The sequence below is a fragment of the Moraxella sp. CTOTU47616 genome (genome assembly GCF_032017465.1).
Taxonomy (GTDB): domain Bacteria; phylum Pseudomonadota; class Gammaproteobacteria; order Pseudomonadales; family Moraxellaceae; genus Faucicola; species Faucicola tetraodonis.
Genome location: NZ_DALZPU010000006.1, coordinates 77,415 through 98,590, shown reverse-complemented (window position 1 = coordinate 98,590; position 21,176 = coordinate 77,415). Strand labels below are relative to the sequence as shown.

The following is a 21,176-nucleotide window of genomic DNA, read 5'->3' as shown; positions in this document are numbered from 1 at the left end:
AAATGTTAGCCAAACCAACAACAGTCGATATGATAATTTACTATAATTAAAAAATAGCGAGAAAACCATGCAAATTGTGTATATTCACGGACTTGATAGCAATCCAAACGCCGAAAAAGCGCAAAAACTCAAAGATTTTTGTGCCAAATATTTCCCACAAATCAAAGTTGTTGCGCCCGATTTGAATCGTTCACCCAATGAGTCGATTGCTTTAATCCAAGAAATTATTGCCAAAGACCCCAATACAGGTTTGGTCGGTAGTTCGCTCGGTGGATTTTATGGCAATATTTTGGCAAATTTGACAGGTAAAAAAACGGTATTGCTCAATCCAAGTGTGCACAGTGGCACAAGTCTCAAGCGTTTTTTTGGGGAAGATTTTGACGGTTTGCCCGATGATTATATCGGTCACGTGACCCCCGATGGTTGGCATATTAGTAAAAAAGATATTGAGTGGCTGGTAGCAAATCGCCCCGAACAATCGCTCAATCCGCAAAATTTATTGGTAATTTTGAAAAAAGGCGATGAGTTGCTTAATTTCCAAGATGCGGTCAATTATTTTAGTCAAAGCGCTTTAGAAAAAAGCAATGCCCAAAGCCATATCATCGTGGAAGAGGGTGGCGACCATGTGATGAGTGATTTTGAAACCAAATTACCGCAAATTATACTGTTCTTGTTTGGCTTGCCGTTGATTAAATAAAAAATGTTGGTCAAAAGTTCAAGCATTAACCTAGAAAATGGGTTTGCGTCATATCACTAGCTATATCTACTATTTGTATTTGTTATGAATCATTTAAAATTTTAAAAAATTAAGGTTGTTATGAGTAGTTACACATCCACATCACTTGAAGTATTAGAAGGTCTTGACCCGGTACGCCGTCGTCCTGGTATGTACACTGACACCACCCGCCCCAACCACCTGGCCCAAGAAGTCATCGACAACTCGGTGGACGAAGCCCTTGCAGGTCACGCCAAAAATATTACTGTCATTCTACACACCGACGGTTCGTTGTCAGTCGAAGATGACGGACGCGGCATGCCCACCGACATTCACCCCGAATTTAAGCAATCGGGCATTGAATTGATTCTGACACGCCTACACGCAGGCGGTAAATTTTCTACCGACAACTACCAAGTCTCAGGCGGTCTGCATGGCGTGGGGATTTCAGTCGTCAATGCCTTATCGCACAAAGTCGATGTCACGGTGTGGCGAAATGGCGAAGCATTCACCATGCAATTTGTTGATGGTAATGCGGTTGCTCCGCTTGCCATTGCTCAAGCTAGCAACAAGAAAAAACGTGGCACACTCGTGCGGTTTTGGGTCAATGAAACATACTTTGATTCACCAAAATTCAACATCAAACAACTCAAACACCATCTTAAAGCCAAAGCCGTGTTATCGGCAGGGCTGACCATTACTTTTATCAATGAAATTGACGGTGACAAAGACGTTTGGCAATTTACCGATGGGCTATCGCAATATCTCACCGAGCAACTGGTCGAAGAAATCACCCTCCCAGAACAGCCATTCGTGTTTAATTACGACGCCAAAAAAGGCGAACGAGCAGGGTTAAGCTTTGCCATTTGTTGGCTTAGCGAGGGAGGTACGCCTGTGCAAGAAAGCTACGTTAACTTGATTCCTACGGCTCAAGGTGGCACCCACGTCAATGGACTACGCACAGGTATTACTGACGCGTTAAAAGAATTTTGTGAACTGCACAATCTACTGCCGCGCAACGTCAAACTCGCTCCCGAAGACGTGTGGGATGGGGTTAATTATATTTTATCGCTAAAATTCTCCGAACCGCAATTTAGCGGACAGACCAAAGAGCGCTTATCGAGCCGAGAAGCAGCGGGCGTGGTGCAAGCCTTTGCTAAAGATGGCTTTAGCTTGTGGCTCAATCAAAACTCAGAGATTGCCAAACAAATCGCTGAATTGGCGATTAACAAAGCGGGCAAACGGCTAAAATCTGCCAAAAAAGTTGAGCGTAAAAAAATCACCCAAGGACCGGCACTGCCAGGCAAATTGGCGGATTGTCGCGGTGATTTGCGAGATGGCGCAGAGCTGTTTTTGGTGGAAGGGGACTCGGCAGGTGGCTCAGCAAAACAGGCACGTGACCGCCATTTTCAAGCGATTATGCCCTTGCGAGGCAAGATTTTGAACACGTGGGAAGTGTCGCCCGATACGGTGCTTGCCAGTGAAGAAATCCACAACATCGCCATTGCCATTGGTGTTGATCCTGATTCAGACGATTTGAGCGAACTGCGTTATGATAAAATCTGTATTTTGGCGGATGCCGATTCAGATGGACTGCATATTGCCACGCTGCTGTGTGCGTTGTTTGTCAAACACTTTAAAGCAGTCGTCGATGCAGGGCATTTGTATGTCGCTATGCCACCGCTATACCGCATTGATATTGGCAAAGATGTGGAGTACGCCCTTGATAATGACGAGCTTGAGCAAATCTTGAAAAAAGTGGCAAAAAATAAAAAGCCGCAAATTACCCGTTTTAAAGGGTTGGGCGAGATGAGTGCCGAACAGCTACGTGAAACCACGATGAATCCTGATACACGACGTTTGGTGCAGCTAGACCTTGATGACCCAACGGCAACCGATAGCGTGATGGATATGCTGCTTGCCAAAAAACGCGCCAGCGACCGTAAAGTATGGCTTGAGCAAAAAGGCGATTTGGCGGAAATTGGGGTTTAATGGCTAGGCAAAAATGATTGACGTTAAGCCTACACTGATAGCGTGTACTTTTGAAAGTGCATGGCTATCTGATACATTTAAACATTATCAAGTAGATAAATCCTATGACGCTTTAGACTTTTCAAAAGAAAATGACGCTCGTGATGCGATTTATCAACTTTCCCCTTCTGCCTAACATCTAACATGGGGCAAATCCGCGAATATGACTAAATTGTTTATTACCCTGCTGTTATTCTTTATCACCGCGATTGCCGAGATTGTCAGTTGCTATCTTGGCTATCTGATGCTCAAACAGCATAAACCGCTTTGGCTCATTGTCCCTATGACCATCACGCTCGCCCTGTTCGTATGGCTACTGACCCTTCATCCCACAGCGACAGGGCGAGTGTATGCCGCATATGGTGGCATATATATCGCGACGGCTTTGGTATGGCTAAAATTTGTCGATGGCGTTTCTCTGACGCACTGGGACAGCATTGGCGGTTTGGTGATACTGTTGGGCGCAACTATCATTATCCTTCAGCCCAAAAGTCTGTTATAAATGTCTCCAATCAACAAATTTGCTAATTTTAGTGCACTAATGTAAACTCAAATTAAATTACTAAATCAAAGAGATCCCACATGGATATCAACCAAACGCCATTAGATCCCAGCCAATTTGGCTCAAATGTGCCCTGCCGTGATGACCCAAACATCGCCAAGCTCGCCGCAAAATACTTAAAAATAACAGGTTGGCAAGTGGTCGGTGACGTACCTGATGTCAAACAACTAGTGATGCTCGCTGCCCCTCACACCTCCAATGAAGATGGCTGGAATGCGGTCATGGGCATTTTATCGGTTGGCATTGATTTTAAATTGATGGGTAAAAAAGAGCTGTTTCGTCTCCCGCTCATCGGGTCTTTCTTAAAATGGGGCGGGATGATTTCGATTGATCGTCAGAAAAAAGGTTCGACTTTGCAGGCGGCCATTGAACAATTTAACCAACAAGAGCAGCTTTGGTTAGGGTTGGCACCTGAAGGGACACGAAGTTATACCGAAAAATGGAAAACAGGGTTTTATCATATTGCCGTAGGGGCAGGCGTACCCATTTTACCGATTGCGATGGACTATAACACCAAACAAATGCGCTTTATGCCCTTGTTTTACCCAACAGGCGACTATGACGCCGATTTACCCAAAATTTTAGAAAACTATCGCGGCGTTTTGGGTAAGCATTTTGAAAAAATGTCACAGCCGTTGCAAGATTTGCATAGCTAACTGTCTTAGCTACCTCATAAATCTCTTATGCTGTTTCTACATTGAGCTGTTTTTAGTTAAGGTAACTTTATGTCAAGGGCTTAACAAGTCTGCTGTCACATTCATCCCATTTATCATTAGTGGGCTGATAGGGTAAAAAAAGGATAAAAATGCGCCATGAAAGTCCTTTTGCTGCCGATACGGTCAACAAAAGCGTATAAACATAAAGAGCGTTTTGCTATCGCCACTATTTGCCTACAAAAAAACCTAAACCTGACGATGCCATAGGTTTTACAAACTATTTCTGCTATGATAGATACAATTTTGAGACGATTTTTTAATAGTTATTAGACCTTAATTGGACATATCAGATAGGAAATTTTATGAGCAATAATACAGTTCCCGTATTGGCAGCAGTTGTGTTAGGTGCTTTGGCATTATCACCCGTTTTTATCAAAAGTTTTGGCAATGACCCACAAGTAGCAGCCATCGGTAGCCGTCAGTTGGCGGGTAATTCAGCCGCTATCAATGCCCAAAGCAGTGAAGTGGCAAAGGTAGGTTATAGCCTAGGTTATATGATGGGTCAAAACGTCAAAAAAGACGCCAAAGACCTCAATCCTGCTGATATCAATCAAGGTATCAATGACGGTTTTAATGGTAAAACATCGACCATGACCCGTGAAGAAATGATTAAAGCGGTACAAACCTATGAGCAAACCCAAATGCAAAAACGCCTACAAGACAACCAAGCTAAAGGCGAGGCTTTCCTAGCGCAAAACGCTAAAAAAGCAGGGGTCAAAACTACCGCGTCTGGCTTGCAGTATGAAGTGCTCAAAGAAGGTACCGGCGCGCAGCCAAAAGCCACAGATATCGTAGCAGTACAATATGAAGGTAAATTGTTAGACGGTAAAGTATTTGATAGCACCGCACAGCATGGCGGTCAACCTGCGGTATTCCCGCTTAACCAAGTTATCCCGGGTTGGACTGAAGGCTTACAATTGATGAAAGAAGGCGGCAAATATCGCTTCTACATTCCATCAAAACTTGCTTACGGTGAGCAAGGTGCCCCTCAAGGTGGTATTGAGCCAAATAGTGTGCTCATTTTTGATGTTGATTTGCTAAAAGTCAATCCACCCGCTGATGCTGCACAGCCTGCCGCAGCAGATATCCAAGCCCAACTACAACAACAAATTGAATCCATGCAATCAGCTTCTCAACCTGCCCAATAGATGGGGTTGGCATCAGCTAGGTTGATATCAATCAGCTGGGCAAGCGCAACTATCGAATTCGCTCGCCCTACCTATCTGCACTATGGCAAAGGAACTTCCCAATGATTTTAGGATATAAAAAAGTAAGTTTAGTGACTGGCATCGCTACTGGCATGCTGTTAGCAGTTACGTCAATCAGTGCAAATGCCGCACCGGCAAGCACTGGCACAAACAAAGTTGCGTCCTCTGTTTATGTACCAAAGTCCACAGTGACGGCAACTAGCCCAGCATTGGCACAAGTCGGCTATAGCTTTGGCTATCTGATGGGTGAGAGCAATAAAGACAGTATTGATGACTTAAATCTTGATGCGTTTTTTCAGGGATTTCGAGATGCATACTCAGCGCAGTCGCCCAATCTTGACAAAAAACAAATGCAAAAAGTATTGCTCGACTATCAAAAAAACAAAGAAATTGCCTATGCCAAAGAAGTACAAGCGTTAGCAGCGAGCAATGCGGCAAAAGGCAAACAGTTCTTGCTAGAAAACGGCAAAAAATCAGGCGTGATGACTACCGCGTCGGGTCTACAATACCAAGTGCTAACACAAGGAAGAGGCAAATCGCCTAAAGCGACGGACAAAGTCAAAGTCCACTACGAAGGGCGCTTGATTGACGGTACCATTTTTGACAGCTCTTATAAACGTGGCGAGCCTGTGACTTTCCCACTCAATCAAGTGATTAAAGGTTGGACAGAAGGGCTACAGTTGATGAAAGAAGGGGGTAAATACCGTCTATTTGTCCCCGCTAATTTGGGGTATGGCGAAGCAGGTAATGCCGATATTGAACCCAACAGCGTGTTGATTTTTGATATTGAGCTGTTACAAGTCAACCCACCTGTGACCCAACCCGTTAAACTTTAAGTTTTCTCCTATCTTAAAGTTTTGTCCCAGCTTAAAGTTTTCCCCAGTTGGCTATAAAAAAACGCTCATATTCCTATTGAGCGTTTTTTTATAGTGGCTTGAAAGACGATACCTTTAAAGTACCTTTTTTAATACTTTAGAGTTGCGAGTATTGTCATAAAAGGCATAGCGGTCAGCCGGTAGCGATTCAGCAGGGACTTCCATAAACCCATGCTCGACAAACCAATGTGCGGTGCGAGTAGTCAATACATAGAGTTCATGGAGGCCGCGGCTACGCGCTTGTTGCTCTAAGAATGCTATCAAATCTGCGCCACGGCTACCATTGCGATAATCGGGATGGACAGCCACACAAGCCACTTCCGCGGCTTGGTCGTTGAGTGGGTATAAAGCCGCGCAGCCTAATACCATACCATCACGCTCAATCACACTAAAGTTTTCGATATCGCTCTCTAAACGCTCACGCGAACGACGGACCAAAATACCTTGTTCTTCAAGTGGCTCTAGTAGCTCAATCAAACCTACCACATCGTCGATATCGGCACGGCGAATTTCTTCATACGGGTCATGGGAAATTAGTGTCCCTGAACCATCACGGGTAAATAACTCTTCAAGCAGTGCGCCATCTTTGGCATAGGAGATGATATGGGTACGGTGGATACCGTATTGACAAGCATCGCTGGCTGCCCGTAAGAAACGCGCGATTTCTGAGCTTTCAGGAACATCACGTAAGAAGCGTGTTACTTCATGCGGAATCATTTCTTTAAGCAGGTGAGTGCCATCTTTATAGATACCTGTTTGCTCACCCAAGAAAATTAATTTATCCGCTTTTAGGCTAATCGCCGCTTGTAGCGCCACATCTTCAGCCAGCAGGTTAAATACTTCGCCTGTCGCAGAATAGCCCATACTACCCAAAATCACCACATGGTCATGGATTAAATTGTTGTGGATGGCTTCGGCATCAATCGCACGTACTTCCCCAGTAAACTGATAATCGATGCCATTACGGATACCGTAAGGACGGGCGGTAACAAAGTTGCCTGAGATGGCATCAATACGAGAGCCATACATCGGCGAGTTGGCAAGTCCCATCGATAGCTGTGCTTCAATTTGCAGGCGAATTGAGCCAACAGCTTTTAGGATGTATGGCATGGCTTCTTTTGTAGTGATACGCACATCATCTGCCATCGGTGTTTCGATATGGTTCTCGGCAAGATTGGCATCAATTTGCGGACGCGCACCGTGGACGAGTACGAGCTTAATGCCAAGACTATGCAGCAGCGCAAAATCATGAATCAAATGGCTAAAATTGTCGTGATTGACCGCTTCGCCATTGAACATAATGACAAAGGTCTTGCCACGATGGGTGTTGATATAGGGCGCAAAGTTACGAAACCATAATACATAAGGCGGGGTAACATAAGCAGGGGTTGTGGCAGCGGCATTTTGTTGGGCAGTATTGGGTAAATCAATCATAGCGTGATAGGCAAGTATAGGGTTATTATCAGTCATCGTTTCGCCATCGGCAAGCGGTGCATTGCCATGGTTAAAACTTGCTGAAGTATCGGTTGAAGTTGGCATGATAACAGTAGACATGATAAAAAAAGTAGACGTACAAACAGCATACGATAAAGTTTTTGTCTCTTTTAATTAAACATACATGTAATTAAACATACATGTAAGTTTAACAGCGTGATTGCGACGCATCGCTCAGAGACTAACGATAAGGCTATCAATAAACCTTACAAAATACAATAGCTAATCTTACTGATTTTGGCTGCGCTGTTTGTATTTAGTAAATTCATCCCGCAACTTTCAACTTGCTAGTGAGTTAAATTGTAAAGTTTGTTATGCTAATCTATAGTCGAGCCTTAACCTATTTGACCACCCAATCAGCGGTGTATGCCAACCTGCCAAAAAAACAGAATACGCTAGCAGCCGCTGACACAACAATTTTGAACATTTGAAAATCATGATTTAATGGAGAATATTCATGCAAAAGCTTTCAGTATTCGCGCTAATGACCGCCTCACTTGGGGCATCAGCCACCGCAATGGCTGTGCTACCAACGGTGGCATTAGACCCTGTTGATAATAATCAAGCTGCACCTATCTCAGCGCCAGTTGCGAGTCAAGTTCAAACCCGCATTTTAGCCTCTGTGGTTGGTCAGGATCCACAAGGTCAAGAAGTGTTAAGCCCCGTCAATGCACAAACGCGCCTTGCATCTGGCAACATCGTAGAGTATCGCGGCTACTTAACCAATAACAGCCCCGACCGTATCCGCAACATGAAAGTGACCATGAACATTCCCGCCAATATGGAATTAGTGAGCACGAGCGATGTAGAGCCAACCCGCGCGTTCGGCAGTATGGACGGTGCCAATTTTCAATATATGCCACTAAAGACCAACATGAATGGCGTGCGACAGAACCTACCGATGGCCTACTATAAAGCCATACAGTGGGATGTACCAGGTTTGGGTCTTAATGAAGTGGCGATGGTAAAGTATCGTTTAAAAGTAAAATAATAAGCGCTCAATGCCTAGAAGGGCTCAACGCATAAAACCGCTCAATTGAATGAGCGGTTTTTTTATTTACAATTTTTGAAACTTGCCGATTTTTTGCTCGATATCGCTGAGCTTTGCTAAGGTTGCAATTTCCCCTGCTTTTATCGTCGCTTCTCTAGCTATGGTATTGGTCGTGCCAATATCACCAACGGCCGGGCGTATCACCACGTCCGCCCATTTGATTTCAGCAGCATTTGCTTGATGGGGGATGACGGCAAATGTCTTATCCAGTAGCGCCCAAAAATCCTGCGGATGACTATTTTTTGGCGGGCTTGAGACATCTACCGCGATGATAATATCTGCGCCCATTTGTTTGGCAGTTTGCACAGGCACAAGGCTTGTCAAACCGCCATCGCCATAGCGTTTATTGTTGATACGTGGCGGTACAAAAACACCGTACACGCTACTGGATGCACGCACCGCAAGACCGGTATTGCCTTTATCAAAGACGGCTTTTTGCTTGGTGGTTAAATCGGTGGCGACACTGGCAAAACGGATGGGGAGTTTTTCAATCGGTCGATTATCGACTTGGGTATTTACCCAGTTTTGTAGTTTGATGCCTTCGATAAAGCCTTGTTTGCTCCAGCTATAATCGAGCAATTCATTATTGCTAACATGGGTCGCGATGTCTTCAAGTTCGCTAGCGGACTTGCCACTGGCGTATAAACTACCGACTAGACTGCCGCTACTGGTACCGACGATTAAGTCGGGGGTGATGCCGTTTTTTTCCAGCACCTTGATGACGCCGACATGGGCAAAACCTTTGGCACCGCCACCGCCTAATACAAGGGCGATTTTGGGCTTTACTGATGGTTGAATGGGTGATTTAATAGGTTGGGTGGGTATCACTGGCGTTTTAGTGCAAGCGGTAACCGTAAAAAAAATGCTAGTAGTTATCAGGGCAAAAAAAGAAAGCGGTTTCATAGCAAGCCTAAGTACGTAGAGCAATCATAATGACACTGGGTTGTCTTTTAACTTTTAAAATAGCAATATTTTCTGCCAATTTGGTAAAATTTTTAACCCCAAATTGGGTGGGGTTATAGCCTTTGTTCTTAAGCTCACTGCCAAACTGTCCAATATGTAGCCAACCTTGGTTTTTAGTCAACAATTTTTTGATTATGGGTTTGGCGAAAATCTCATAAATATCATCGAGCAATTTTTGCTCTTGAATGAGCGTAGTCGCATCGGTTAGCAGATTTTTTGTCTTATTTTTACTCGGTTTTTGTCGAATCATTAACAGATTGTTTTGCATTTGGGTTTCAAATAAATCTATCTGATTAAACAAGCTGCGCCACTTACTATAACCGTAATTTTTTGGCGAAATTTTCGGGTAATTGCTATTTAAGTGGCTGATAACTTTGGAAAAATTTGACCAACTATTATTTTGTCGATGATGTTGGATACTTTGCCGACAGGCATTTAATAAAGCTGTGTCTTGTTTTAGTTGCTGCGGCATTACGCGAGCGATAGGCGGCTCAGATACGCTTTCATTCATAGCCAACTTTTGAGTAAAAGATGTATCAGTTAACTGTTGACTTGGGGTTGGTTTGGTCGCGCTATTGCTTGGCTCTGGCGGTATTGTATCATCCATTACAAAATAATCATCGCAAGCGACTTTAAACGATTCTACAGTAGTCGATTTGCCAAAGCCAAAAACTTTCTTGCCTTTGGTACGTAAGTTTTTGGCTAATATGCTAAAGTCACTGTCTGATGAGATGATACAAAAACAGTCGTAATCAAGATAAGATAAGTCAACGGCATCAATAGCTAAAGCGATATCAGTCGCATTTTTACCTTTAACGTAGGCGGGAATATGCATTTGTTCAAGTAATAACTTCAGTGATATATCATCCCAAGTTGTTAGTTTGCCTTGTTTAAAGTCGCCATAAATTCGCTTGCAGGCGATTGTGCCAAGGGTACTGACTTTAGCTAGAATACTTTCAATATTTTTTGCATTGATATTATCGCCATCAATCAAAACAGCAATATTATTAAATGATAAATTTGTTGAGTTCATCGGTTATAAAGCGTAAATTGTGTCGCTATGTATTCTAACTTAATTTGGTGTTTTTTCATGCTATTTTTATCATGGACAGCGCATCTAAGCTTATGATATGACGCTAAAACCTGACATCTTTAATCTCCCCGTCACCGCGCTTGCTGGCGTAGGTAGCAAAATCGCTGAACAGCTTGACCAACTTGGTATTGAGCGCGTGTTTGATTTGTTGCTACATTTGCCGCGTGATTATGAAGATCGCAGCCGACTGGTCAACATGTGTGATGTCGTCGATGGACAATCGGCATTGCTACAAGGTACCGTTGTCCGCGTCGACAACAAAAAGATGGGTCTGAGCGTGACATTACAAGATAGGACAGCGCAAACAACATTACGCTTTTTCAAAGTCTATCGTGGATTGACCGAAACCATGGCGGTGGGCAATACCTTGCGTGTGTTTGGTGAAATCAGTATCAGTAAGTATGGCACCCAAATCAGCCACCCTGAATATGAAATTATTACTGGACATCAACCCTTGACCAATACAGGGCTCATACCTATTTATCCAACGGTCAAGTACCTACATCAAAATAAACTGCGCAGCTTGATTCGACTTGCGCTGCAAACGGTCAAACAATCCAATCCTGTGATGGCTACTATCAGTGATGCTGAGTGGCAAATCGTACAAAGTGCGCTGAGTAAGCAGTTTCCGTTACTGGCAGGTAGCCACAACCCATTTGGCGAATTTAGCTTGCTAGAAGCCATTAGCTTTATCCATCAGCCACCCATTTATACCGATTTGAACAAGCAAATGTTGGTATTAGCGGCGTTAAAAAATCGCAGCCATCCGACGTGTCAGCGGCTCATTATAGAAGAAATGCTCGCGCACCAGCTGAGTCTACTGTACCGCAAACAACAACTTTATCAGCATAAAGCACCGCGCTGCGATGCCACAAGCGAGCTTGCTAATCAGTTGTTAGCTAATTTACCTTTTACCCCTACCCATGCCCAAAATCGGGTAGTAGCGGAAATCGTCAAAGATTTGTCAACGTCAGTGCCCATGCTGCGACTCGTGCAAGGCGATGTTGGCGCAGGCAAAACCTTGGTAGCAGCTTTGGCGGCGTGCTATGCGCTTGATAGCGGCTGGCAAGTGGCGGTGATGGCACCGACAGAGATTTTGGCGGAGCAACATCTTAATAACTTTAAAAGCTGGTTTGAACCGCTTGGCATCGGTGTGGGTTGGCTGGTGGGCAAGCAAACAGCCAAAGCGCGTGAAAAAGCCTTGCAACAAGTACAAGACAACGAGGTACAAATCGTGGTCGGTACGCATGCGCTATTTCAAGAACATGTCAATTTTGCCAAGTTGGGCTTGGTGATTATCGATGAGCAGCACCGTTTTGGGGTGGAGCAGCGAATGGCGCTAGTAGATAAAGGCTTGGCGCATACCACACCGCATCAGCTGATTATGACAGCCACACCCATACCGCGTACCCTTGCCATGAGTGCATTTGGTGATATGGATACGTCCATCATTGATGAGCTGCCGCCCAACCGCACCCCCATCACCACCGTCACCATAAGCCGTGACCGACGTGATGAAGTGATTGAACGTATTGCTGCCAACTGCGAGCAAGGCAAACAAGCTTACTGGGTGTGCCCACTGGTCGAAGAGTCAACCATGCTTGATGCGCAAGCCGCTGAAGCGACTTATGCCGATTTGAATGACAGGCTCAATCTGAACATTGGTTTGGTGCATGGCAAAATGAAACCGAATGACAAACAAGCAGTCATGGCGGATTTTAAAGCGGGTAAAACCGCTTTGCTGGTGGCTACCACCGTGATTGAAGTCGGGGTCGATGTGCCCAATGCCTCGCTGATGGTGATTGAAAATGCTGAGCGATTAGGGTTATCGCAATTGCACCAACTACGCGGACGCGTGGGGCGTGGCACCCAAAAAAGCTTTTGCGTATTGCTTTATCAAACGCCATTGTCAGAAACGGGTATCGAGCGGCTCAATGTGTTGCGAGATAGCAATGATGGCTTTGTGATTGCGCAAAAAGATTTGGAACTACGCGGTGCAGGCGAGCTTTTGGGTAAACGGCAGACAGGATTTGATAGCTACTATGTCAGTGACCTAGCCAGAGATGAAAGCTTGCTAATCGTGGCGCAAGCGATTGCTAAGTACCTAATTGCTGATGAAAATCGCAAATCACAAGTGCAGCAATATATCAGCCATTGGACACCCGATGCCATCAAATACATTAACGCGTGATAGCGCATAGTAGGCGCTTGAATTCTGATAGAGCGTTGTTTTTACGGATAAAGCGACTATTCACACCTGCAATTTTTTGTTATGTTATACCCTATGTACTTATTGATTAATTAACACTGACTTAACTATCGTAACTATTGGTTTTAATTAATTTTTTATCCATTGCGCAATATTACTGTTATTTATTAATATAGAATTATCAATATGAAGGATACCTGTTATGCCACAAACTAAATACGATTTACCTATCGCAGACCAAGCCACTGCTGATGAAATCATCAAAAAAACCGAAGACATCAAAGGGGTCAAATTTGTCAACATTAACCCTAATGGTACCATCGTTGTGACCCATGGTGACGACTTTGATGAAGCTGCATTTAAAGCGGCTGCAGGTATTTAGCTACTAGTATTGATAAGCGACTAGGTATTATGCCTAGTTTTATTGCCTGTATGTTTTATGACATAGATTTTTGACTGCGCAAAAGCTGACTTCGGTCAGCTTTTTTATTGGCTAAAATTTGCCGTTAATTGTTCATTCAATCGTCATACGGTTGTCACCTTAGTCAGCTAATGTTTCCTAGCGATAGCGTATCTTTTTATTACAATTTGACTTATCACAATTTGACTTTTCATATTGTTGCTTTGCCTTATCTAGAGGAAACCCCATGACCAAACCGCCTGCTGAGCAAACTTCTCCTATCCACAATTTGCTTAAAGACACTCAGCCATCAACCCCAGCTATCAACCGTCGCCGTTTTTTACAATCAACATCGCTTGCGACTGCCGCAGGTGCATCGATGTTGCTAGCCGGCTGTAATAATGACAATGATGATAATGATAACACAGCGCAAGTTAGCTTTTTACATGGCGTAGCCAGTGGCGACCCGCTTGCTGACAAAGTGATTTTATGGACTCGTGTGACACCGACGAACAGTGGCAGCAGCCTTGATGTCGAATGGCAAATTGCCAGTGATAATACGTTTAACACTATCATCAATAAAGGCACGAGCAAAACAAACGGTGGGCAGGATTATACGGTTAAAGTGGATGCCACGGGTTTACAGCCAAACACCCCTTACTTTTATCGATTTATATGTGGTGGTGTCACCAGTCCGATTGGCAAAACCAAAACCCTACCTGTCACGAATGTCAATCAAGTGAAACTTGCGGTGGTGAGCTGTTCAAACTATCCTGCAGGGTATTTTCACGCGTATGCCGATATTGCCAAGCGCAGCGACGTTGATGTGCTGCTGCATTTAGGCGATTATATCTACGAATATGGTCGTCATACCATCGATGACCAAGGTAAAACGGTACCTGCCTATGCTTCAAGCCAGGCCGCACAGCTCAAGCGCGAAGTCATCCCAGTGGAAGAATTGCTCACCATTACTGGCTATCGCTTGCGCTATGCTCAATACCGTACCGATAAAGATTTGCAAGCTGTACATGCCGCCATGCCAATGATTGCGGTATGGGACGACCACGAGATTAGTAATGATACTTATAAAGCGGGTGCTGAAAACCACCAACCCAATGAAGGCGATTGGAATCAGCGCAAAATGGACGCGATGAAAGCCTATCATGAATGGATGCCCACGCGTAATAGTGTGATGACGCAAATTTATCGCAGTTTTGATTTTGGTAATTTACTCAGTCTACATATGCTAGACACCCGTGTCATTGCCCGTGACAAACAGCTAGATTACAATAATTTTTTAGTTAAAGACGCCAATGGTCAGCTCACTTTAGATGCCGCAAAATTCACCGCAGCAATGCAAGATACCAGCCGCCAAATGATTGGTTTGTCACAACAAAACTGGCTAGCAGGTCAATTGCAAGCGTCAAAGTCGACTTGGCAAATTCTAGGCCAGCAAGTGGTGATGGGGCAGATGTTTATTCCTGCACCCGTACTGCTCAACTTTATGAATCCTGCTTTGGGCGTAGATGCCGTCACTTATCTGACCCTAATGCAAAAAGCGCAGACTGCACCAACAACTTTGACGCCCCAAGAGCAAGCTATGGTACAACAGTTGCAGCAAGCGCCATTCATTCCTTATAACCTGGATGCGTGGGATGGTTATGCGGTGGCACGCGAGATGATTTATGGTATTGCCAACGCGATGCAAAAAAACTTAGTGGTATTGGCAGGCGATACCCATAACGCTTGGGCGAATAATTTAGTCAATGTCAAAGGCGAACCCGTTGGGGTGGAGTTTGCGGTACAGTCAGTGACATCGCCAGGTTTTGAAGAATACTTAGCAACAGTTGACCCAAAACAGCTAGCACTGGGGCTACCCATGCTAGTCAAAGGCGGTACGTTAAAATGGTGTGATAGCTCTCAGCGCGGTTATATGATTGTGACAGCGACCCCTGAGCAATGCACCAGCGAGTGGGTGTTTGTCAGCGATATCACCAAGCCCACCTATACAAGCAATGTTGGTAAAACCATGCGTGTCAAAGTGGGTGAGCCTTATTTGGTTTAGACAACTTTGACAAAACCCAATAAAAAAGCCGCTAACGTTAGCGGCTTTTTTTGATACATCATTACATATTTGGGTAGTTTGGGCCACCACCGCCTTCTGGCGTGACCCAAGTGATGTTTTGTGAGGGGTCTTTGATATCACAAGTTTTACAGTGCACACAGTTTTGTGAGTTGATCACAAATTTTGCGCCGCTGTCACTTTGCACCACTTCATATACCCCTGCTGGACAGTAACGCTGTGCAGGCTCAGCAAAGATTTTGAGGTTACGCTTAATTGGCACCTCTGGATCGGTTAATTTTAGGTGACAAGGTTGATCTTCAGCGTGGTTGGTATTGGAGATAAAAACGGAAGATAATTTATCAAAGGTCAGCTTACCATCGGGCTTTGGATATTCAGGGATATAAGCGTGGTCTGCGCGCTCAAGCACATCGTAGTCTGGCATTCTATCACGAATAGTCAGTGGCATTTTACCCTTAAATATATTTTGCTCTAGGAAGTTGAACGCACCGCCCATCCAGATACCCATGCGGTGCATCGCATTTGCGAAGTTACGCGCTTGGTACATGTCGTTGTAGAGCCATGATGCTTTGAATTTTTGCTCATAGGTTGGCACTTCGTCATGTTGACGACCGGCAGCAATCGCTTCATACACGGCTTCCGCGGCTAACATACCTGACTTAATGGCGGTATGAGTACCTTTGATTTTTGCTGGGTTTAGGAAACCTGCATCGTCCCCCACTAACACACCACCGGCAAAATATAGTTTTGGTAATGAGTTTAAACCGCCTTTGGTCAAGGCACGCGCACCGTAAGATAAGCGTTTACCGCCTTCTAAAATATTGCGAATGAGCGGGTGGGTTTTTAGACGTTGTAACTCATCAAATGGCGATAGGTAAGGGTTGTGATAAGACAAGTCAATCACCATACCAAATGACACTTGGTTGTTTTCGTCAAAATATAACCACCAACCACCGTTACTATGCGTCTCGCTAAGTGGCCAACCTGAACCGTGCAGCACCATGCCTTCTTGGTGTTTGGCAGGGTCAATTTCCCAAAGCTCTTTTAAGCCAATACCGTAATGCTGCGGGTCTTTGCCTTCTGATAGGTTAAAACGGCTGATTAAGCGTTTACCTAAGTGACCACGGCACCCTTCAGCAAAAATGGTGTATTTTGCCAGTAGCTCATAGCCTGGCTCATAGCCTGATTTTGGTTGACCTTCGGCATTGACGCCCATGTCACCCGTCAATACGCCACGGACAGAACCATCTTCGTTGTACAGAATTTCAGCGGCAGAAAAACCTGGGAACATCATCACTTCAAGCTCTTCGGCTTGGGTGGCTAACCAACGTACAAGGTTACCCAATGAGATAATGTAGTTGCCATGGTTGTGCATCAAGCTTGGGACGATTTTTTCTGGCAATTCGCGGTATTTGGTCTCATTTTTGAGCATGTAGACGCGGTCACCTTTGGTTTGCACGCGAACGGGCGCACCTTTTTCTTTCCAATCAGGAATCAGTTCAGTCAGTGCATTAGGCTCCATGACCGCACCTGATAAGATATGGGCACCAAATTCTGAGCCTTTTTCAACGATACACACGCTAAAATCAGGATTGCCAGCAGCAATGGCAAGTTGACGTAGACGAATTGCCGCAGATAGACCTGAAGGTCCGCCACCCACGATAACTACGTCAAACTCCATTTGCTCGCGTTCGATGTCTTGCATACAAACTCCTTAGAAAAATAAAATTCAGTGATGACAACTTACTTAAACTTGTGCGCATTGGGTTAAACAATGCGGTTCTTCAGCTTACATCTGACAGCCTATCATAAGTTGCATCACGATGATTTTTGCAAGGCTAGTGATTGGGAAGGTTAGCCTTTGATTATCAGTTCATCAAATAATTGCTGGCGCAGGCTGGCAATGTTATCAATGGTTTTCTTGATTTTAACATATAATGAATCGTTATATGAATTCAGAAAAAATACTACTTAGTATAATAGATTAACCCTTTAACCACCTAATATTTTTGCAGGAGAAAATGACTGCTGGGCTTAATTTATCGCATCCAATCTGACTTGTCTTATGCTATCTGTCACCTTTATATACAATAAATCGACACAGGTACTAACAGCGACTATTTGAAACCCAGCGTTGAATTGACTACTATGTACCACAAAGTGATGTCAACACAGCGCATCATGGCATTTATAAACCCATACAATACTCTAAATCCTAATCTAAATAAAAACTACCATAATATGAGCTATAAAATGACTAATACTAATAATGTGGCATCTAAACCCAGTTTTAATACTAGCTTTGATATAAGCGAGCTAAGCCAACAAATCGAGCAATCGGTTACTTCGCAAGCCGTAGCAGCCGCAAATCATCCGACACGCCAAATTCCACCGCTTGAAAAATGGCAACCCAAACTCAGCGGTGCGATGGATATGGTGGTCAAAGCCAATGGCGAGTGGTGGCATGAAGGCAGTCAAATCACCCGTCCACTACTCATTGATCTGTTTGCCAAAGTGTTGTGGTCAGAGGTTGATGACAACCACCACATTGAGTATTTTTTAAAAACCCCTGTTGAAAAATGGCAAATCCAAGTAGAAGACGTGCCACTGCTAGTGAATCAAGTGGACGTCATTAACAAGCAATTTGGCGCTACTAGCAAACCGGTGTTGCAGTTCACCACCACGCAAGGCGATGTGGTGATTGCTGACGAGCAGCATCCGATTCGTTTGGGTCTGCCATTTACCCATGCTACCCAGCATGATGCGTCCTTACAGCAAAAACAAGCCAGCCAGCCTTATCTGTTGGTGCGGCAAAATGGTGATTCAGCATTATACGGACTCATTCATCGCAATGTGTTTTACCATTTGATTGAACTGGGTGAGTTGGTAGAGGGCGAAGAGGGTACGTCATTGATTTTGCACAGTGGTGATAGCACTTTTACCTTGACGATGACCGCCTAAGTAACCGCTTTAGTCAAATTTTGGTAGTTGTGAACCAGCGAAGTGACGAATTTGCTATCAAATTCAGCAACTGCATTTTTTTGTAGTGAGCGTCTAAAAATTGGTATAAGATAGTGGTCTATTTTATGGGTACAGTTATTTTGCGGTTTAAAATAGCAACACCCTGCGAGTTGGACTGATTAGGCTATGGTAGAGTTGGCAAGCGCGCCGATAGGCGTATTTGATTCTGGGTTGGGCGGATTGTCGGTATTGACCCATTTGCAGCGACGCTTGCCATTTGAACGTTATATCTATCTTGCCGATACCCTGCATGTACCCTATGGCTCACGCAGTGAAGCAGAGATTCGTGAACTTACCTTGCAGGCTGTTGACTGGCTACATTCGCAAGGCTGTAAGCTTATTGTGATAGCTTGCAATAGTGCCTCTGCGCATGGATTACAGGCGGCAAGGCGGCAGTATCCTCAAGTACCGATTGTCGGCTTAGTCCCTGCATTAAAACCTGCGGTGATGCAGTCGGCGACCAAGCAAGTCGCGGTGTTGGCAACCCCAGCGACCTTGCACGGGTATTTACTCAATGAAGTTATTGAACAAGTCGCCAAACCGCAGCAAGTGACTGTCCACAAATATAGCTTTAACAGCCTAGTGCCTTGGGTAGAATTGGGTATGCCAAGCCATCACCCAGCCGTGACTGATTTAGATCATTTGCTAGGTGAGTTACAGGCTAAAAAAGTAGACCAATTGGTACTGGGCTGTACCCATTTTCCTTTTTTTAAAGCCTATTTGGCACAGCGTATCGACGAGCTGATGACTCACCAAGCTATGGGGCAAGTGGCATTGATTGATTCAGGCGATGCCATTGCCAAACGCGTGCATGATTTGCTTGAGCAAGCCAATCAGCTTGCCTCTCATAAAGAGCGACCACGGTTACAGTTTTATGCCACCGCCAACTTACCTGCCGCTGAGCAGGCGGCAACGCGTTTGTTGCAGCGGTTTTTGCCAGAGTTAGGGATTGATTTTTTTACCTTGTGTGTGACTCAACATGGTGCAGTGAATTGAGCTTGTTGGTTAGTCAGCATGGCTTTTTACCCTTTTAAGTTTTAACGATTTAACTTCTAACGATTCAGCTTTTAACCCTTTACTTTTTTAATTAATTGCGTTCATTAGAGCGTTATGGAGAAGATAGCATGTCTCAAAAGAAACGTTATCATATTCATATCTCTTTGGTGAGAAATGAAAATGTCAACTTAGAGAATGCCCTAGAGTATGCGCTATCGACGGATTATTTTTTGACTTGGGATTTGCTTGCGACCCATACCAATTTTGTTGAATACAGCCGCCAACAAATTGACCAATGTGATTATATGATTTTTATTTTGGGCAATGATTACGGTCATTTAAGCCTATCAGGTGTCAGTTATCTGCACTTATCTTATATCTATGCGTCTTCAAAACGTGTGCCGATGATTGCGTTAGTCAATACCCAGCCGAGCCAACATGAGCTATTACGTCAACGGTTGGATCTGTTTAATTTGGTGATTAAAGAACAAGGTTCGCGGGCCATTCATTTCGATCAGACCCAGGATGGTGTGTCAGAATGCGTGCGTATGCTTGGGGAAATCAAAGACAAGTTTCCGCGATCAGGTTGGGTCAAAGACACCCTTCCATTAAGGGCGTTACCGACAGGCGCTAGTGGCGATTTGAAGTCGGTTTTTGTCTCGGATAGATTTCATATCCGTAATAGCGTGCAACCCGGCTTAACTGCCAGTAGTCTAGAGCGCGATCAAAAGCCGCCTGAACTTGAAGTTAGACCCACCCAAGTCACGCCAAAAGCGCTCAATGAAGCGTTATTGGTCAATTACACCGCACACGCGTTTGAAGGCGGCAACTTGCGAGAAATCAGCGCGGCTTATACATTTAGCTGGGGCAATATTGTGCAAATGCTACAAGCACTACCGCAGCCGTTTACCAGTAATATGATGTTGACCCAAATTAATGATGCCCTCAAAGATGCTGCGATGGCAGAGGCGCTCAAAATCTCACCCAAAATCCATGCCGTCTCTCGCTGTCAAATCAGTAATATCGATTATCAATGGATAAAAAGCCAACTGGTGAAAAAACAATGGTTGGTCTCGGTCAAAGAAGAGCGAAGTATCCGCGAGCTGTGGCAGATTAACATCATTGTACAAGCTTAATCCGTCATTTTTAACACACCTTTTTTAGTGGTTTATCTCAGTATTTTACCCAAGCATGTTATATCAGCTTTCACCAAGCCATGATTTACTCATGTCATGATAATGTTATACAGACCTGCTAACTAGCGTCACATTTGTTTGTGTTATGATAATCCCACAACATACATAACGATAACACTGAGAATAAAAAGAGGATAAAATTATGAGCAATCATGTGACCCAACAAGCGGACGATCTTGAAAACAACATCAACCAACTTGAAGATACCATGCACGAAGCACAGCAGTTTCGCACGCTTGAAGAGCAAGTCGAAGATATGAAACGCCGTGGTATCAACCCACGCGATAACTTCAAAAAATGGGATGAAGACGAAGAAGATAATTGGGGCAGCAATTCAAAAGGCGAAGTCAAACCGATACAAATGGATGATGGTGAAGAGCCCACCCCGCCACCTATTGTATAAGGTTGTACAATGCGCGGATATTAACAAAACCCTATCACTATCAACAAAAAACCCTTAATGGTGACATTAAGGGTTTTTTGTTTGGGGATGAAAAATTGATAAACATTGTAGATGACTAAGTCCCAAATACCTCAGGTTTAAATCATTTAAGGTTTCAATG

At 44.3% G+C, this 21,176-nt stretch carries 18 protein-coding genes; 14 read left to right on the top strand and 4 right to left on the bottom strand.

Features of this window, described 5'->3' with window-relative positions; all coding sequences use genetic code 11:
• Positions 1 to 67: 67 nt before the first annotated feature.
• The 6 genes from RTS10_RS08295 to RTS10_RS08270 all read left to right on the top strand — a co-directional run bounded on the left by RTS10_RS08295 (position 68) and on the right by RTS10_RS08270 (position 6,068).
• Complete coding sequence (locus RTS10_RS08295; protein ID WP_312539942.1) at positions 68 to 697, top strand: YqiA/YcfP family alpha/beta fold hydrolase; 630 nt, start codon at positions 68 to 70, stop codon at positions 695 to 697.
• 120 nt (positions 698 to 817) lie between these two features.
• A complete protein-coding gene (gene parE, locus RTS10_RS08290) occupies positions 818 to 2,707 on the top strand; it encodes a DNA topoisomerase IV subunit B (RefSeq protein ID WP_312539941.1) in 1,890 nt (629 codons plus the stop codon).
• Between the two features lie 202 nt (positions 2,708 to 2,909).
• Positions 2,910 to 3,248, top strand: coding sequence for a YnfA family protein (locus tag RTS10_RS08285; RefSeq protein ID WP_312539939.1), 339 nt, complete (start codon positions 2,910 to 2,912; stop codon positions 3,246 to 3,248).
• 80 nt (positions 3,249 to 3,328) lie between these two features.
• Positions 3,329 to 3,964, top strand: coding sequence for a lysophospholipid acyltransferase family protein (locus tag RTS10_RS08280; RefSeq protein WP_312539938.1), 636 nt, complete (start codon positions 3,329 to 3,331; stop codon positions 3,962 to 3,964).
• 362 nt (positions 3,965 to 4,326) lie between these two features.
• Positions 4,327 to 5,172 (top strand): BamJ family beta-barrel-assembly machinery protein, encoded by an 846-nt coding sequence (locus tag RTS10_RS08275; RefSeq protein WP_312539937.1) that lies wholly within the window; start codon positions 4,327 to 4,329, stop codon positions 5,170 to 5,172.
• Between the two features lie 101 nt (positions 5,173 to 5,273).
• A complete protein-coding gene (locus RTS10_RS08270; protein WP_312539936.1) occupies positions 5,274 to 6,068 on the top strand; it encodes a BamJ family beta-barrel-assembly machinery protein in 795 nt (264 codons plus the stop codon).
• A 114-nt stretch (positions 6,069 to 6,182) separates the two neighbouring features.
• Here RTS10_RS08270 and argA read toward each other — a convergent pair whose 3' ends face one another.
• The gene (gene argA / locus RTS10_RS08265; protein ID WP_309575910.1) at positions 6,183 to 7,541 is read right to left on the bottom strand and encodes an amino-acid N-acetyltransferase; all 1,359 of its coding nucleotides are present in this window, start codon (positions 7,539 to 7,541) and stop codon (positions 6,183 to 6,185) included.
• A gap of 517 nt (positions 7,542 to 8,058) precedes the next feature.
• On the opposite strand from argA, the gene RTS10_RS08260 reads away from it, so the two are divergent.
• Positions 8,059 to 8,592: a hypothetical protein gene (locus RTS10_RS08260; protein WP_312539934.1), complete on the top strand. Its 534-nt coding sequence runs from the start codon at positions 8,059 to 8,061 to the stop codon at positions 8,590 to 8,592.
• A 66-nt stretch (positions 8,593 to 8,658) separates the two neighbouring features.
• On the opposite strand, the gene RTS10_RS08255 is transcribed toward RTS10_RS08260, so the two are convergent.
• Both RTS10_RS08255 and RTS10_RS08250 read right to left on the bottom strand, forming a co-directional pair.
• Positions 8,659 to 9,555 (bottom strand): patatin-like phospholipase family protein, encoded by an 897-nt coding sequence (locus RTS10_RS08255; protein ID WP_312539933.1) that lies wholly within the window; start codon positions 9,553 to 9,555, stop codon positions 8,659 to 8,661.
• Positions 9,556 to 9,562: 7 nt separating this feature from the next.
• Complete coding sequence (locus tag RTS10_RS08250) at positions 9,563 to 10,648, bottom strand: NYN domain-containing protein (protein WP_312539932.1); 1,086 nt, start codon at positions 10,646 to 10,648, stop codon at positions 9,563 to 9,565.
• A 97-nt stretch (positions 10,649 to 10,745) separates the two neighbouring features.
• Between RTS10_RS08250 and recG the strand changes: the two genes are divergently transcribed.
• The 3 genes from recG (at position 10,746) to RTS10_RS08235 (ending at position 15,382) form a co-directional block, all read left to right on the top strand.
• Complete coding sequence (recG, locus tag RTS10_RS08245) at positions 10,746 to 12,899, top strand: ATP-dependent DNA helicase RecG (RefSeq protein ID WP_312522201.1); 2,154 nt, start codon at positions 10,746 to 10,748, stop codon at positions 12,897 to 12,899.
• A gap of 220 nt (positions 12,900 to 13,119) precedes the next feature.
• Entirely contained in the window at positions 13,120 to 13,299 is a 180-nt protein-coding gene (locus RTS10_RS08240) for a hypothetical protein (RefSeq protein WP_101964595.1), read from the top strand.
• Between the two features lie 265 nt (positions 13,300 to 13,564).
• A complete protein-coding gene (locus RTS10_RS08235) occupies positions 13,565 to 15,382 on the top strand; it encodes an alkaline phosphatase D family protein (protein WP_312539931.1) in 1,818 nt (605 codons plus the stop codon).
• Between the two features lie 61 nt (positions 15,383 to 15,443).
• Here the strand turns inward: RTS10_RS08235 and RTS10_RS08230 are convergent, their stop codons facing one another.
• A complete protein-coding gene (locus tag RTS10_RS08230; RefSeq protein ID WP_007115862.1) occupies positions 15,444 to 17,105 on the bottom strand; it encodes an electron transfer flavoprotein-ubiquinone oxidoreductase in 1,662 nt (553 codons plus the stop codon).
• Positions 17,106 to 17,653: 548 nt separating this feature from the next.
• Here RTS10_RS08230 and RTS10_RS08225 point away from each other — a divergent pair.
• The 4 genes from RTS10_RS08225 (at position 17,654) to RTS10_RS08210 (ending at position 21,016) form a co-directional block, all read left to right on the top strand.
• The gene (locus RTS10_RS08225) at positions 17,654 to 18,361 is read left to right on the top strand and encodes a DUF1285 domain-containing protein (protein ID WP_312539929.1); all 708 of its coding nucleotides are present in this window, start codon (positions 17,654 to 17,656) and stop codon (positions 18,359 to 18,361) included.
• 186 nt (positions 18,362 to 18,547) lie between these two features.
• Complete coding sequence (gene murI, locus RTS10_RS08220; protein ID WP_312539928.1) at positions 18,548 to 19,417, top strand: glutamate racemase; 870 nt, start codon at positions 18,548 to 18,550, stop codon at positions 19,415 to 19,417.
• A 128-nt stretch (positions 19,418 to 19,545) separates the two neighbouring features.
• A complete protein-coding gene (locus RTS10_RS08215) occupies positions 19,546 to 20,553 on the top strand; it encodes a DUF4062 domain-containing protein (protein ID WP_312539927.1) in 1,008 nt (335 codons plus the stop codon).
• Positions 20,554 to 20,755: 202 nt separating this feature from the next.
• A complete protein-coding gene (locus RTS10_RS08210) occupies positions 20,756 to 21,016 on the top strand; it encodes a hypothetical protein (protein ID WP_007115866.1) in 261 nt (86 codons plus the stop codon).
• Positions 21,017 to 21,176: the final 160 nt, after the last annotated feature.